We start from the raw sequence: 14095 nt of genomic DNA on the forward strand, positions 1-14095 counted from the left end.
TTCCAGTGGGGGGGGTTAATCGTTTTCGGCGAGCACTTTCAACAGCGGCTCTTTAACGAGGGATTCGCGCCACCCTCTCAGCCCGCGGGGCAGTTCAAAACGGGCGTCGTCGGACCCGATACGCAGCAGGTCCTCAAGATCACGCCGCCGGGCAAGCAGCTCCGGCGCCAATCCCCGCTGCGCGGCGACATCCTGGACCGCGGATTTCAGCACTTTGAGCTGGCGCCCGCTGCTGGCCGCCAGGGGCCGGGGCGGCGCTTCGGGGGCGTTGTCGCCCGCCGCGTCCCGCGCGGAGCAAATCAGTCCCAGCAGTGTTTTGCCATCCTGGGACAGGGTGCGGCCACGGATCTGCTCGGCCTGGGAGAGCTCCCGCATGGTCTGCGGCATACGCACCGCCAGCGACCAGAGCGTGTTGTTCTTGATCAGAAAATTGCGCGGCATGTCGCGTTCGCGAGCCTGCTCCTCGCGCCACTGACAAAGGGCCTTGAGCACGGCGAGCTGCTCCGGTCGCAACTTCCACGCCTGTTTGAACTTGAGGTAGTAATCGGGATCGATGCGGTCATCCGCCTGGGCTTGCGCCATCTGGGCGCACTCGTCCATCACCCACTCCCACTTGCCCTGCTCCTCAAGCCGCGGCGCCAGGCGTTGGTAGATCGCCTCCAGATAGACCACATCCACGGCGGCGTAATGCTTCTGCGCCTCGGTGAGGGGGCGCTGCAGCCAGTCCGAGCGGGTCTCCTGCTTGTCCACCGGCAACGAGAACAGGGTATCGAGCAGGCGCTGGTAACCGATCGAGAGGCCCAGGTCCAGAAACGCACAGGCCACCTGGGTATCAAACAGCGGCGTCGGGGTCGCGCCATAGCTGTGGGCAAAAAGCTCTAGGTCCTCGGAACAGGCGTGGAGCAACTTGAGCACCGAGGTGTCCCGCAGCAGGTCGGAAAAAGGGGCAAAGTCGTTAATGGCCAGCGGATCGATCAGGTAGCAGCGCCCCTCGGCCGCCACCTGGATCAGACCGGGAATGGGATAGAAGGTGTCAACCCGCTGAAACTCGGTGTCCAGCGCTACCCGTGAAAGGGTGCGCCAGTGTTCGCACAGCGCGCGCAGCCGCGCATCGTCCGCCACCCACTCGGGATTGGCAGCGGCTTCGGTCAGCGCCTGTAACCGCTCGTCGGCGATGGGCTGGGTAATCAAAGGCGTTTCCGTCCGGCAAAAGCGTGGGCCAGGGTACCCCCGTCCACATATTCAAGCTCGCCGCCCAGGGGAACCCCGTGGGCGATCCTTGACACCGCGATCGAGTCGTCCAGCCCCCGCAACTGCTCGGCGATGTAGTGGGCAGTTGCTTCCCCTTCCACCGTGGGGTTGGTGGCCACAATCAGCTCCTTGACCCCCATCTCCTGCACCAGGGCTTCGAGCTCTCCGAGCCCGATCTCCTCGGGACCAAGGCCGTCGATGGGCGAAAGGTGGCCGTGAAGCACAAAATAGCGGCCCTGGAAGCTGCCAGCCTGTTCGATGGCCAGCACGTCGGCGGGAGTCTCCACCACGCAAAGCTGGCTGGCATCCCGCTCCGGATTATCGCAGAGCTTACACAGGCTCAGCTCCGTGAGCGTGCGACAGCGCTGACAATGACCGACCCGCTCCACCGCCTGGGCCAGAGCCTGGGACAGTTTGAGCGCGCCTTCACGGTCCCGCTCCAGCAGGTGAAAGGCCATTCGCTGCGCCGAACGGGCACCCACCCCCGGCAGGCAGCGCAGGCTGGCAATCAGCTGATCGATAAGGGGGCTGAAACTCATGTTCAGAACGGCATCTTAAAACCGGGGGGCATGCCCATGCCGCCCGCCAGGCCCGCCATTTTTTCCTGGCTGGAGGCCTCGACCTTGCGCACGGCATCGTTGACGGCCGCAGCCAGCAGGTCTTCAAGAATTTCTTTGTCTTCTTCCATCAGGCTGGGGTCGATAGTCACCCGCTTGACGTCGTGACGCCCGTTCATCACCACCTGAATCATGCCGGCCCCTGACTCGCCTGTCACTTCTGCCTTGGCGATCTCTTCCTGGGCCTTTTGCAGCTGCTGCTGCATCTCCTGGGCCTGTTTCATCAGGTTGCCCATTCCACCTTTGATCATGATTACACCTCGTTGTTGTCTGGGTCCACCGGCTTGATCGACTCCGGCTCCAGGCGGGCGTCGAAGTTCGCAATGACCGCCCGCACGTTGGGATCGTTCTCCAGGGCCGCCACCGCTTCGGCGTGGCGCTCACGGCGGCGACGTTCGCGGTACTGGGCCGGCGTTTCGTCACGCCCCTGGCCTTCGCTGATCTGCACCTGTACCGGCGTGTCAAAATAGGTCGACAGCGCCTGCTCCATACGCTGACGGTGCGTGTCGTTGAACAGGTGCATCTGCTGGGAAGACAGCAAAAATTCCAGCCGGTTTCCGCTGACGCCCTCGAGCGCGGCGTTGGCGGCAATATTATACGTCATTCCGGTCAGGCCGATAGCCTCCAGGACTGCGATCCAGCCGGGCCCGTCAAGCTCAGCGAGCGAACCGGGAGCGGCTGTCTTGACGAGCCCCGGGGTCGCGACAGCCTGCGTCGACCCGAGGGGTTCAGGCTTTTTTGGCGGCGGCTCCGCTGCCGGCGGTGAAGCCGGCGTCGCCGGGGCGACCGGCTCGCCCCAGGGCGGCGGGTCCTCCGCCGGGGGCGGCTCGGCAGCATAGGCTTCAGAGAAGGCGGGGGCGGCAACGGGCTCCGCCGCGCTCGGCGCCGAGGGAGGGATCTCACCAGCCGGCGCCGGTTCGGGGGGCTCTGGCTGCGGCTCGGGAGCGGCGGCAACCGGTGCCGGCGCCTGGGTCGGCGCCTGGGTCGGCGCGGGAGCCTGCGCTGGCGCTGAGGGCGCCACCGGGGCCGGTGCCGACATCGCCGTAGTCACATCTACAGCCTCAGGTTCTGGCTGCATCGCCGCAGCCGTCCCATCGGCCTGTCTTTCCGGATGACCCGTCGCCTGTCCCTGGGGCAGGGCCACCTCGCCGGCATTCACCGGCCGGAAGGCCAGCATGCGCAGCAGGGTCATCTCCAGGCCTTCCCGGGGCACCGGAACCAGCGGCAACTCTTTACGCCCGCCCAGGGCAATCTGGTAGTAAAGCTGCACGTCCTCGGCCCGCATTCGCCGGGCAAGATCCAGCACAGTCTCCCGATCCCCCAGGCTGTTGTCGACGCTGTCGGGCAGCATCTGCGCCAGCGCCACCCGGTGCAGCAGCCCCAGCAGTTCGGCGAGGACGCCGTCAAAATCGACGCCAAACTCCGCCAGCGCGGCAACCCCGCCGATGACACCTGCGGCATCGTGCTCGGCCAGCCGCTCCAGCAGCCCCAGCACCTGCCGCTGATCCACGGTGCCCAGCATCGCCCGCACGTCGGCCTCAATCAAAGCGCCGCTACCGTAGGCAATGGCCTGATCGGTGAGGCTCATGGCATCGCGCATACTGCCGTTGGCGGCCCGGGCCAGCAGCCAGAGCGCGGGCTCTTCAAAGCGCACCGACTCGGCCTCGAGCACCTGCCGCAAGTGCTCGACGATCCGCTCGGGAATCATGTTCTTGAGGTTGAACTGCAAGCAGCGGGAGAGAATCGTCACCGGCAGTTTCTGGGGATCGGTGGTGGCCAGCAGAAACTTGATATGAGGAGGCGGCTCTTCCAGGGTTTTCAGCAGCGCGTTGAAACTGTGGGTGGAGAGCATGTGCACCTCGTCGATCAGGTACACTTTGTAGCGCCCCTGGGTCGGCGCGTACTGCACGTTCTCCATCAATTCGCGGGTGTCCTCGACCTTGGTCCGCGAGGCCGCGTCCACTTCGATCAGGTCCACGAAGCGCCCCTCGGCGATTTCACGACAGGCCGAACACTCACCGCACGGTGACGCGCTGACGCCCTGCTCGCAATTGAGCGACTTGGCAAACAGGCGGGCGATGGACGTCTTACCAACCCCACGGGTGCCGGTAAAGAGGTAAGCGTGATGCAGCCGATTGCTGTCCAGGGCATTGACCAGTGCCTTGAGCACATGGTCCTGGCCGACCAGTTGATGGAAGGTGGAAGGCCGCCACTTGCGGGCGAGAACCTGATAACTCATGGAAGATCTGCCGTAATTTCGTGAATATCCTGGCGACTGCTTGGAGGACGCATCGAGCAAGCGCCTATGCTAGCTTGATGCGTCCCCGATAGCCAGGGTTACGGCGTCGGGCGGGACTAGCCGCTGGCCTGTTGCAACAGGAGTTTAAGCGCGGAAAGCAGGTTCTTGTTCTCGACCCCGGTGATGTTCACCGCCACCGCGGCGTGGGTGCTGGGGGTCTTATCTTCAACGATCTTAACCTTGATCTGGGTAACCCCTTTCTTGAGCGTGAACTGATCGCCGCCCTCGGAGCCCTTATCTCCGCCGTTGGCCTGGCTGAGGCGGGCCAACTGGCGACCCAGGTCCTGGTTGTTAAGCACCTTGAGGGTCTGGCGCTCACGGGTGAGGTACTCGTTACCCAGGTCAGTGATCAGATCAAACAGGGCGCGGATACGGTCGCCACCCTTTTCCAGCTCTTCGGGCGTACAACGCCAGGCATGCTTGGGCGGGTGGGTGGCGATGATCTCGGTCGCAACCCCGGTGGTGGGGGCCATGGCGACTTCGATGAACAGGGTCAGCATGTACTGCAGGCCACCAGAGCCTTTAAACGGAATTTGCAGCGTGCGGCTGCAGATGCCGGAAGGGTGGAAGATAATATCCTGATACTCCGGACGCAGGATCGCATCCAGCTTCTTGATCGCTTCTTCTGGGGTCATGGGGCTGCCTATTAAGGGCTCGCAACTGCGAACGATTACTACTGATGAAACTCCCCTAAAGGCTAGATGAGCGCCCTGGCTAAGGCAACATTAAGGGTTTCATATTGAACGTCAATATGGCCTTAAGACGACTTATGTCAAAACTCGCCCGCTGTATCGCTGCGCTCCCCTCCCATGAAGCGGTACCCAAAGCCCCTGCCCCTTTTTCCGTTGAGGGCCTTCAGTAAGCGCCTCCCGCCTTCACGAGCGTCAGAATAACCGTGGCCTTCGGGCACCCTCTCGCCGCAACAGCCCTCTCGTGCTCGCCTGCTTATTTGTTTGACAAATATATCAATAGAATTTAGCTTGCCAAGGCTCAGAGCCCGGCTAGGCTTTAACCACTAACCAATCGACCACTTGGACCAAATAAAAACGAGGCCGCTATGACCGACACACCCTTTAAAGCCCTGGTGCTGCGCCAGGACGAGGACGGTAAGACCCAGTCCGCCATTGAACAGCTGACCACGGCCGATCTGCCGGAAGAAGAAGTGCTGGTCAAGGTCGAGTACTCCAGCCTCAATTACAAGGACGGCATGGCGCTCACCGGCACCGGTAAAATCGTGCTGACCTGGCCCATGGTGCCGGGTATCGATTTGGCCGGCACCGTCGTCGACGGCGGCGACAGCCAGTACAAGGCCGGCGACCCGGTGGTACTCACCGGCTGGAGCGTTGGCGAAAAGTACTGGGGCGGGTACAGCCAGATGCAGCGGGTCCGTCCCGAATGGCTGGTGCCCCTCCCCGAGGGCCTCACCACCCAGCAGGCGATGGCGGTCGGCACCGCCGGCCTCACCGCCATGCTCTGCGTGATGGCCCTGGAAGAGGGAGGCGTCACCCCGGATAAGGGGCCTGTGGTGGTCTCCGGTGCCGCCGGCGGCGTCGGCAGCACCGCGGTCGCCCTCCTGGCCCAACGTGGCTTCGAGGTCGCAGCCATCACCGGCCGCGACTCCACCCACGATTACCTGCGCCAGCTCGGCGCCACCCAGCTGCTTAGCCGCGAGGAGATGGCGGCCCGCCCCCGCCCGCTGGAGAAGTCACGCTGGGCCGGCGCGGTGGATACCGTCGGCGGTGAAATGCTCGCGCGGCTGCTGGCCGAGTGCCACTACAACGGCACGGTGGCCGCCTGCGGCCTGGCCGGCGACTTCAAGCTACCGGCGACCGTCATGCCGTTCATCCTTCGCAATGTCCGGCTACAGGGCGTGGATTCGGTCATGTGCCCCCTGGAACGCCGTACTCGAGCTTGGCAGCGGATCGCCGAGGAGTTTCCCCAAGACCTGCTCAACGCCATCAACCAGGTGGCAACCCTGGAAGAGCTCCCAGAGCTCGGTCAGCAGATCGTGCGCGGGCAGGTACGCGGACGGGTAGTGGTCGACCTGCAGGCCTGAATCACAGGGGGGGACATCACAGCCCCACGGCTATGTCCCCGTCAGCGGCCAGCTCCATTTGTATTACTTGGCTTGAATTAGTGGACTTGCATTACTTGGCCGCCTCGAGCTTGAGGCGGATAAAGTCGCTGTGGGATACGTGGATCAACTCGGCCACTTTTCGAATCAGGTGGTCTTCGTATTTATCCAGGCGTCCATCGGCATAGACCACCTGCCACATGGCACCGATCAATCGGCGCTTCTTGTCCGGATCATAATGTGCATTGACCAGCTGCGTGAACTGGTAGAGGGAAACCGACGCTTCCACCTCCGCTTCCGCAAGCTCAATAAGCTGATCCACAGTCCCGCGATCCAGGCTGAACTGATCCCGCAAAACACGAACCATCGCCTGGCGCTCGACGTCGTCAAAGACATAATCGGCCCGCGAGACTTCCACCATCAGCGCTGCCGCAGCCAGGTGTAAGGGAGGCTCCTGCGCCTGCGGGCCAGGCTGGAGGTTATCGGCAAAAAAACGCTTGATACGCTTGATACGCTCGATCATAGACTCTCCTGCTCAGGCCGGCGCGGCCGCCAGCCCTTCGCCTCAAGCATAGGTTGCCGGCGGGGCTTTTAAACCTTCGTCTGCGCCTCTGATCTTCGCCCGGGCCTATACTTATCGGCAGTTCGTCACCGGGGTATACGCCCATGACCGAGTTTAGCCGCTCCCGCCTCGGCCTCGTCGCCCTCCTCCTCCTGCTGGCCGGCCGACCGGCCCTTGCCGCCCCCTGCCCCGGCGGCGCGGTGCAACTGGAAGGCGCCACACCTCCCCTGTTTACGGAAATTTGCACGGCCTCTGCAACCGCCCTGGCGTTTCTCAACGACTACGGCCTGCAGCCAAAGTGGTCCATTCGGATTCAGATCAGCGCGTCGCCACTCTTTTCAAGCGACCACCCGGTTTACGGTCGCTATGACAGCCGCAGCGACCTGATCGAGATCATGTCCTTTCAGGCCATTCGCGAGCAGTTGGCGGCGCCCGAGATGTACGGGCAACCCCTGGACTTTGACCACTACCGCGGCGTTATCGCTCACGAGGTGGCGCACGCCGTGGTCCAGCACAACACCCCCCTGGAGAAAATCAGCCACGTGGCGCAGGAATACCTGGCCCACGCCACTCAACTGGCGGTGCTGCCAAAAACCCTGCGCGACCAGATCATCCGCACCGCCGACGTGGGCCCCTGGCTAGTCGAGGACGTCATCAGCGACATCTACATGGCCTTTGCCCTGGACCGCTTCGCGGTCAAGTGCTACCTGCACCTGACCCAGCACAGCGCACCGAGAACCTTCATTAACACCTTGCTGACCTACAAGTGGCGCTATGTCACCGTGTCATGACACGCCAAGCCCGCGCCAGGCGGCCAGCCCATAGAGCGCCAAGCAAATCAGCAGGGACATCACCGCTGTATAGCCCAGGTTCCAGCGACTCATGGAGAGCGCCTCGATACCGTAGCGCCCCTGAATCGCCAGGTTCATCCCCGAGAGGGGGCCAACCGCCGACCCCATGCCCCAGGCAGCGAGAAAGACCACCGCCAGCAGGGTATGATCCGGCGCCAGCGGCGCCAACAGGGAGCCGGCCAGGGCAATGCTGATAATGGGGTGCACCCCCAGCAGGGAGAGACCGGTAATGGCCAGATAGGTCAGGCTGGCCTGACCTCCCCCAAAGTGCTCAAACAAAGCCCAGCCCGGCTGGCTCAGAATCAGGGTTTCCAGGCCATAGCCGAGTACCGCCGCGGCCTGAAACAGCAGCAGCTCATTACCCATCTGCGGCAGGCGCTCACCGAGGTGACGTCCCAGCAGGCGCAGGGCCCGCCCGCTCTGCAGGGGCAGCACCAGCAACGCCAGCCCCGGCGCCAGCAGGGTGATGGTGCCGATGATCGATCGCTGGGGGTCGACGTAGCGCATCAGAACAACGCCCAATGCCAGCAGCGCCGGCAGCCACAGGGCCCGGTAGTGCATCGGGTAACCGACAAACGCAGGGGCCCGGGACCGCATGCTCCAATAACTGATGCCCAGGGCGAGCGCAGCCAGGGGGATGCCGGCCGACCAGACCTGCTGCAGCCGCGCCTCGGGCGCCACGCTCAGGGCCACCCCCATGGCGGCGAAAAAGGGCGACCAGAACGCCGCGGCGGAAAAGCCCCGCACCAGCACTTTGGCCTGGTCCGCGCCCAGGGTATGACGGCGTCCGATACGATCGGCAATGATAAAAATCGAAGAGAGGTTGATGACGGCGCCGAACAGGTGCACTCCCAGCAGCGTGGAAGCCACCGCCCCCCGCCCCCTCGGCAGCGCCTCCGTTTCTGCCGGCGGCTGGCTGACCAGGCCCAGGAAGCTCACCGCCACCAGCATGGAGAGCAGGGGTGCATTGCCGGCCAGAAGGCGCTCTGCGTCCAGCGGCTGGTCCACCCAAAACAAACACCCCAAGCCCACCCCCATCAGCACCAACGACTGGATCCGGTTGCGTCGCGTCAGGCGAGGCCAGAGTCCGAGGGCGGCTATCCAGTATGCCGTGCCGGCCCAGGCAACCGAAACCTCGGCGCCCAGCAGACCGAGAATGACAAGGCCCAGGGCCGCGCTGATAAAGATACCGGCCAGTCTCGTGGGTAGAGGGTCAAGGATTGCGTCTCTCACGGGCGGGTCGATCGCTGGTGGATGGGGAACGCCATAAATAAGTAAAGAGCGCCATTAACAATTAAAGAGCGCCATTCTAGCCCCGCAAGCCGGTGCTGGCGAATCACCCCGGTATTGCCCCGGCCGGGTGGGCGGTTTCACCGCTGAGCTTTTGCCTTGACTCTTACCGTGACCCTTACCTTGGCTTTCACCTTTGCTCAAACTTTCGATTCGAAAGCAAAAGCCATTCTTTACCCCAGAAATGAAAATACAAACCGGCAATATCGATAGTTTTAGTCTTTGGAAACAACGAACGCCGCCTTAAAATAGCGCTTCAAATTTTCACCCAGGACCCGTTGTTAACATGCCCTTCGTCACCTTTTCCCACCTGTTGCTGATCAGCGTTGCCGCCATCTGGGGATTCGCCTTCGTGGCCCAGAGTGCCGGCATGGACCACCTCGGGCCCCACAGTTTCAACGCCGCCCGGTTCGCCCTGGGGGCCCTGTCGCTGGTTCCGGTGTGGCTGGTACTGGGCGGCCGGCGCCTGCCCCAGGGCAAAACCCTGCTCTGGGGAGGCCTGGTCGCCGGCACCATCCTGTTCGCCGGGTTCAGCTTCCAGCAGGTGGGGTTGCTGTATACCAGCGCCGGCAACGCCGGCTTTATCACCGGCATGTACATTGTCATGGTCCCCATGGTGAGCTTCGCCATGGGCCAGCGCGGAACCCCCCAGACCTGGGCCGGGGTAGCGCTGGCGCTGGGCGGGCTTTACAGCCTCTCGATCGGTCCGGATTTCAAGATGGCCTACGGAGACTTGCTGGAGCTGATCGGTGCCCTGTTCTGGACCGCCCACGTCATCGTCATCGGCTGGCTGTCGCGCAAAGTGGACCCGGTGGGGCTGTCCATCGTGCAGTTCCTGGTGGCGACCCTCTGGGCCACGCTCGCTGCCGCGCTCCTGGAAACCCCGACCCTGGCTGGCTTTCAGGGCGCCTGGCTGCCGCTGGTATATGCCGGGATCGCCTCCAGCGGCATCGCCTTTACCCTCCAGGCCATCGGGCAGCGGCGGGTCGATCCCAGCGTCACCGCGCTGATCCTCTCCATGGAAGCGGTGTTCGCGGTCATCGGCGGCTGGTTGCTGCTCGGCGAGGTGCTGAGCGGGCGGGAGTTGACAGGATGCGCCCTGATGCTCGCCGGCATGTTGATCAGCCAGTGGCCCAGCCGGCGCCAGGCCTCCACCCCGCAGCCGGCCTGATCTCAGTCGAAGAAGGTCTGGGGCAACGCCCGTTCCACGGGGGTGGAAAGGATCATCATGGTATTGGTGTCCGAATAGTCGCAGAAGGTCTCCAGGACGCGGTCCAGCTGCGCCATGGAGGCCACCGCCAGCTTCACCAGAAAGGCCTGCTCGCCGGTGACGTTGTGGCACTCCACCGCCTCGTCGCAGGCCAGCACCAGCGCCTTGAAGGCCCGTTCCTGGGTGCGGAACACTTTACACTGCACCAAGGCGACGATGGGATAACCGGCCCGGTCCAGATCCACCTTCAGGCTATAACCGGCAATAATTCCGGCCTGCTCCATCTTGCGAATCCGCTCGGCAACGGCGGGGGCTGACAGGTGCACCCGCTTGGCCAGTTCGGCGTATGACAGGCGGGCATTTTCCTGCAGTGCAGCAATCAGTTTCCGGTTGATACTATCCAGCATGGATCCCTCTAGGCGTTAGAAGAAGGCCTTTTCAGCCTGTCCCAATGACAAAGCGCACATATACGACGCCGCACCGCAACATTATCGCAAACTGATATAAGCATGCGGTGAAGAGCATCTACACTTGGTTTAAAGGGAATTAAACATCGTAATGTCATGGACTTAGATTCTATCGAGGAGTACCGGCTAGAGCACCTGCGCGATGCCTCTTTCCGGGACCGGTTGCTGGCCAAGATTTTCAGCCAACACCAGCGGGACGGCGTCCCCTCTCCCCTTGCCAAACGCTTTCTGGCGCGGTTCGACCTTCTGGCGGGCCTGATCCTGAACGAAGGCCCCGGCTCCCCCCGGGTGCAGGAACTCTATGCCGAGCTTCAGGGCGAATTCGGAAGTTCCCGCGCGTTCAAGCCGATCCTCGAACAACTGCACTCGCTGGCCACAGCTCCGCGGCCGCAGCCGCCACGTCACAAATAGCTCAGGGGCCCCGAGACCTTCAAGGCAGCGCCTGTACCTCCATTCGCTCGCTATCGGCCAGACTGACGGACTGCCCGTGAACGGTCACGAAGCGGCGCCCCTCCAGGTCTCCCTTGTACGCCTGGTAACGAACCACTTCCCCGGTCACGCTGTTGACGATCCGGATCTCCAGCAGCGTGCGGTCATCAAGCCACCGGTAAGCAAAAAAGGCCGCCGCGAGTCCAAGAAAAACAATCAGCAGGCCTGCCGCCAGCCGGCGCAGCGCCGGTGAATGCTCGCCAGTCGCCGGCGCGCTGCGGTCAGTCCCGCTTGAAGGACTCGCCTTAAGGCGCTGGTGGCGCAAAAAGAGGTAGGCGGCGCCGATAACCAGGGCTGTGAGAAGGATTTTGGTTAGCATAGATCATTCCCCTGGACGGTCATGCCCCCTCAGAAAAGGCCCCCGGGTCGGCCTTAGGGCTATTCCGCACAGGCCGTCGATTGGCGGCGGCAGTGCCGGGCGAGGAAGGCGGTGAGTTTTTCCACGGGCAAGGGGCGGGAAAGCCAAAACCCCTGAATCATGTCACATCCCATCTTCTTGAGGGCCTCGCGCTGCTCGGCATGCTCGACGCCCTCAGCGATGGCCATCAGCCCAAGACCGCGGGCCAGCTCGATGGTGGTGCGAATCACGTGGGCACCGCGCTCGTCACTGATCACGTCGATCATCGACTTGTCGAGCTTGAGGTAGTCGGCCGGCAGCCCCTGCAGGTAGGTCAACGAGCTGTACCCGGTACCGAAATCGTCGATGGCCAAACGTACCCCCCGCCCGCGCAGGCGCTCCAGGGTGCGGCTGCCCTCCTCCAGATTATCGATCACCATGGACTCGGTAATCTCCAGAATCAGCGTCTGCGGAGGAATTCGCGTCTCCGCCAGCACCTTGTCCACGGTGGCCACGATGTCAGAGAGCATCAACTGCCGCGGCGATACATTCACACTGACGCTGAGCCCGGTGTAGCCCTCTTGATGCCAGCGGCTGAGCTGGCGACAGGCGGTCTCCAGCACCCAACGACCGGCCTCGACAATCAGCCCGCTCTGCTCCAGCAGCGGAATAAACTCCACCGGCGACACATTGCCGTACTCCTCGTGGTGCCAGCGCAAGAGGGCTTCAAAGGAGACCACCTCATCATCAGCCAGGGACTGCTTGGCTTGGTAATGGAGGGTAAAGAGGCCGTGGCGCACGGCATCGGGCAAATCCCGCATCATTCGGCTCTGGCGGGCCGCCCGCTGGCGCATGGTGTCATTGAACATCTGGAACTGCCCCATGCCCCTCTCCGCCGCATGACGCAGGGCCTGGTCGGCACTGGCCATCAGCTCGTCGATGTCGGTGGCGTCATCGGGGTAGATCGCCATACCGCCGCTGATGGAGATATCCGATTTCTGGCCGTCCAGGTTGATCGGCTCCTGGAACTGCAGCATCAACCGCTCACCCACGAACACTCCGTCTTCGGGCTGTCGCACATCCTCGAAGACCAAGGCGAAATCATCCCCACCGATGCGGGCCACGGTGGGGTTGCTATCAAGGCGCGCTACTTCATCGGTAAGGCGCACGGACTGGCGCAGCCGCTCGGCGATTGCCATCAGTACCGCGTCCCCCGCCTGGTGCCCGAGGCTGTCGTTGATATTGCCGAAGTCATCGATGTCCACGAACATCAGACCCAGGCAGCGCTTATGACGGTCGGCGCGAGCCATCGCCTTCTGCAGGTGGAGATATAGAAGACTGCGGTTGGGCAGGTGCGTCAGACTGTCATAGTGCGCCAGCTTCACCAGTTCCGCGTGGTGGCGGCGCTGGTCGCGGTTGGCGCGAAGAAAAATGGCCAACAACACCAGGAGCAACCCGACCCGGGCGGCAATATCGATATAGAGACGGTGACGCAGCGGATCAGTCAGAGCCTGGAGCCGCGCCGGCGGCAGATGGTGGTACAGGCGCCAACGGCCCTCGCCCACCACATCGAGCGTCACCGAGGCGCCTCGACCTCCTGCCGCGCTCAGCGCCTCGCTCACCCGCCCGGGCGTCAGGCCGGCGAACAGGGAGTTGCGCCGGTCGTGAATGACAATATCGTGGGTGTCCTGGGTCAGCAGAAAGTCCGCCGGCTGGGGAGGCAGGGCCCACGCTTCCTCGCGCGCCCGGGCCTGCTCGTCAGGCGTAATGGGAATAAACGGTACCCCGACCAGTGCCGCCTCAAGCACGTTGGCGCGCAGGACCGCCGAAATGATGCCCTTGAACCCCTTGTCGTCGAGGCCAAAGACCGGCACCGAGTAGAGAATCCCATGGGTATCCTCCACCGAACCGCCACTGACGGAGGCATACTGGGTGTTGTCGCAGGTGCGCATCAGCGGCGACGCGAGCGCGGGGATCTGGGTGATGTCGTCTGAAAATGACCAGCGCGGAAAATGCGCCTTGTACCAGCGCATCTGCTCGAGGTAGTAGGCGTACTCGTCCAGCTCGTACTCTTCGGGTATGTCCCCGTGGTTGCTCAGTCCCCCCTCGACGGGATCGTTGACGCCGACGATTTCCCCGTCATACATGAAAAACGGCACCTCTCCCCGGTCGGGTCGGAAGCCGTCGAGCACGTAATAAATCTCCGAAAGGCTGATGCTGTTGGCGAGGTTGCGGTAGATCTGCTCGAGGGTGTAATGGGTTTCCAGGGGAAGGCGGCCCTGGTAGACCACGTTCTCGCTCGTGCTCTGGCGGTTCGGACCGCTGACCGCGCGCACACTCGGCAGCAGGGAGATGGTGCGGATATGCTCGTAGACAGCGAGGAACCGGTCTTCCAGCTCCTCCGCCTTACTCCCCAGCAACTGCACCTGGTACTGGGTCACCCGCTCCTGGGCCCTCTCCCGGTAGTCGAGAACCAGCTCGCGAACATTCAGGGTCCAGAGCAGCAGGATCACCAGGATCATGCCCCATACCAGCCGCGAACCGGCAAAGGTATCGGGCTTGCGGGACCACCAATCTCTGAAACGCGTATTCTTTGAGGGCATACTGCTCGCCTGATGCGCTCTGGGCCGGCCGGCGTTTGCGTCACC

The 14095-nt window shown here is 63.2% G+C and carries 14 protein-coding genes; 4 read left to right on the top strand and 10 right to left on the bottom strand.

The window, feature by feature from the left end:
• Positions 1-15 precede the first annotated feature (15 nt).
• From rnd to JGZ97_RS03835, 5 genes are all read right to left on the bottom strand, one after another.
• Positions 16-1191: a ribonuclease D gene (gene rnd, locus JGZ97_RS03815; protein WP_207061287.1), complete on the bottom strand. Its 1176-nt coding sequence runs from the start codon at positions 1189-1191 to the stop codon at positions 16-18.
• Positions 1188-1790: a recombination mediator RecR gene (gene recR, locus JGZ97_RS03820; RefSeq protein WP_207061288.1), complete on the bottom strand. Its 603-nt coding sequence runs from the start codon at positions 1788-1790 to the stop codon at positions 1188-1190. The genes rnd and recR overlap by 4 nt, the downstream gene beginning before the upstream one ends.
• A gap of 2 nt (positions 1791-1792) precedes the next feature.
• Complete coding sequence (locus JGZ97_RS03825) at positions 1793-2119, bottom strand: YbaB/EbfC family nucleoid-associated protein (RefSeq protein ID WP_207061289.1); 327 nt, start codon at positions 2117-2119, stop codon at positions 1793-1795.
• Between the two features lie 2 nt (positions 2120-2121).
• Positions 2122-4107, bottom strand: a complete 1986-nt coding sequence (gene dnaX / locus JGZ97_RS03830; protein WP_207061290.1) for a DNA polymerase III subunit gamma/tau — start codon at positions 4105-4107, stop codon at positions 2122-2124.
• A gap of 116 nt (positions 4108-4223) precedes the next feature.
• Entirely contained in the window at positions 4224-4802 is a 579-nt protein-coding gene (locus JGZ97_RS03835) for a hypothetical protein (protein ID WP_207061291.1), read from the bottom strand.
• Positions 4803-5224: 422 nt separating this feature from the next.
• Here JGZ97_RS03835 and JGZ97_RS03840 point away from each other — a divergent pair, with 422 nt between their 5' ends.
• On the top strand, positions 5225-6223 hold the full coding sequence (locus JGZ97_RS03840; RefSeq protein WP_207061292.1) for an MDR family oxidoreductase: 999 nt from the start codon (positions 5225-5227) through the stop codon (positions 6221-6223).
• Between the two features lie 91 nt (positions 6224-6314).
• Here the strand turns inward: JGZ97_RS03840 and JGZ97_RS03845 are convergent, their stop codons facing one another.
• Positions 6315-6764 (bottom strand): TerB family tellurite resistance protein, encoded by a 450-nt coding sequence (locus JGZ97_RS03845; protein WP_207061293.1) that lies wholly within the window; start codon positions 6762-6764, stop codon positions 6315-6317.
• Between the two features lie 143 nt (positions 6765-6907).
• Here JGZ97_RS03845 and JGZ97_RS03850 point away from each other — a divergent pair, with 143 nt between their 5' ends.
• The gene (locus tag JGZ97_RS03850) at positions 6908-7594 is read left to right on the top strand and encodes a DUF6639 family protein (RefSeq protein WP_207061294.1); all 687 of its coding nucleotides are present in this window, start codon (positions 6908-6910) and stop codon (positions 7592-7594) included.
• Here JGZ97_RS03850 and JGZ97_RS03855 read toward each other — a convergent pair.
• Positions 7589-8887: a hypothetical protein gene (locus JGZ97_RS03855; RefSeq protein ID WP_207061295.1), complete on the bottom strand. Its 1299-nt coding sequence runs from the start codon at positions 8885-8887 to the stop codon at positions 7589-7591. The two genes, JGZ97_RS03850 and JGZ97_RS03855, sit on opposite strands and share 6 nt — an antisense overlap.
• 343 nt (positions 8888-9230) lie before the next feature.
• Between JGZ97_RS03855 and JGZ97_RS03860 the strand changes: the two genes are divergently transcribed.
• Positions 9231-10115 carry a DMT family transporter gene (locus tag JGZ97_RS03860; RefSeq protein WP_207061296.1) on the top strand — a complete coding sequence of 295 codons (885 nt, stop codon included), beginning with the start codon at positions 9231-9233 and terminating at the stop codon, positions 10113-10115.
• A gap of 2 nt (positions 10116-10117) precedes the next feature.
• On the opposite strand, the gene JGZ97_RS03865 is transcribed toward JGZ97_RS03860, so the two are convergent.
• The gene (locus JGZ97_RS03865) at positions 10118-10561 is read right to left on the bottom strand and encodes an Lrp/AsnC family transcriptional regulator (RefSeq protein WP_242521530.1); all 444 of its coding nucleotides are present in this window, start codon (positions 10559-10561) and stop codon (positions 10118-10120) included.
• 156 nt (positions 10562-10717) lie between these two features.
• On the opposite strand from JGZ97_RS03865, the gene JGZ97_RS03870 reads away from it, so the two are divergent.
• Complete coding sequence (locus JGZ97_RS03870; RefSeq protein WP_207061297.1) at positions 10718-11032, top strand: hypothetical protein; 315 nt, start codon at positions 10718-10720, stop codon at positions 11030-11032.
• 19 nt (positions 11033-11051) lie between these two features.
• Here JGZ97_RS03870 and JGZ97_RS03875 read toward each other — a convergent pair whose 3' ends face one another.
• Together JGZ97_RS03875 and JGZ97_RS03880 are read right to left on the bottom strand one after the other, a co-directional pair.
• On the bottom strand, positions 11052-11429 hold the full coding sequence (locus JGZ97_RS03875; RefSeq protein WP_207061298.1) for a hypothetical protein: 378 nt from the start codon (positions 11427-11429) through the stop codon (positions 11052-11054).
• A gap of 59 nt (positions 11430-11488) precedes the next feature.
• The gene (locus tag JGZ97_RS03880; RefSeq protein WP_207061299.1) at positions 11489-14050 is read right to left on the bottom strand and encodes a bifunctional diguanylate cyclase/phosphodiesterase; all 2562 of its coding nucleotides are present in this window, start codon (positions 14048-14050) and stop codon (positions 11489-11491) included.
• Between the last annotated feature and the right edge of the window lie 45 nt (positions 14051-14095).

It is taken from the genome of Motiliproteus sp. SC1-56, from assembly GCF_017309075.1.
Classification (GTDB): domain Bacteria; phylum Pseudomonadota; class Gammaproteobacteria; order Pseudomonadales; family Balneatricaceae; genus Motiliproteus.

Bases quoted from the DNA above. Each gene is read 5' to 3' on its own strand.
- dnaX (WP_207061290.1), bottom strand. From the start codon at position 4,107: ATGAGTTATCAGGTTCTCGCCCGCAAGTGGCGGCCTTCCACCTTCCAT.
- JGZ97_RS03840 (WP_207061292.1), top strand. From the start codon at position 5,225: ATGACCGACACACCCTTTAAAGCCCTGGTGCTGCGCCAGGACGAGGAC.
- JGZ97_RS03870 (WP_207061297.1), top strand. From the start codon at position 10,718: ATGGACTTAGATTCTATCGAGGAGTACCGGCTAGAGCACCTGCGCGAT.
- JGZ97_RS03850 (WP_207061294.1), top strand. From the start codon at position 6,908: ATGACCGAGTTTAGCCGCTCCCGCCTCGGCCTCGTCGCCCTCCTCCTC.
- JGZ97_RS03845 (WP_207061293.1), bottom strand. From the start codon at position 6,764: ATGATCGAGCGTATCAAGCGTATCAAGCGTTTTTTTGCCGATAACCTC.
- JGZ97_RS03865 (WP_242521530.1), bottom strand. From the start codon at position 10,561: ATGCTGGATAGTATCAACCGGAAACTGATTGCTGCACTGCAGGAAAAT.
- JGZ97_RS03860 (WP_207061296.1), top strand. From the start codon at position 9,231: ATGCCCTTCGTCACCTTTTCCCACCTGTTGCTGATCAGCGTTGCCGCC.
- recR (WP_207061288.1), bottom strand. From the start codon at position 1,790: ATGAGTTTCAGCCCCCTTATCGATCAGCTGATTGCCAGCCTGCGCTGC.
- JGZ97_RS03875 (WP_207061298.1), bottom strand. From the start codon at position 11,429: ATGCTAACCAAAATCCTTCTCACAGCCCTGGTTATCGGCGCCGCCTAC.
- JGZ97_RS03880 (WP_207061299.1), bottom strand. From the start codon at position 14,050: ATGCCCTCAAAGAATACGCGTTTCAGAGATTGGTGGTCCCGCAAGCCC.
- JGZ97_RS03825 (WP_207061289.1), bottom strand. From the start codon at position 2,119: ATGATCAAAGGTGGAATGGGCAACCTGATGAAACAGGCCCAGGAGATG.
- JGZ97_RS03835 (WP_207061291.1), bottom strand. From the start codon at position 4,802: ATGACCCCAGAAGAAGCGATCAAGAAGCTGGATGCGATCCTGCGTCCG.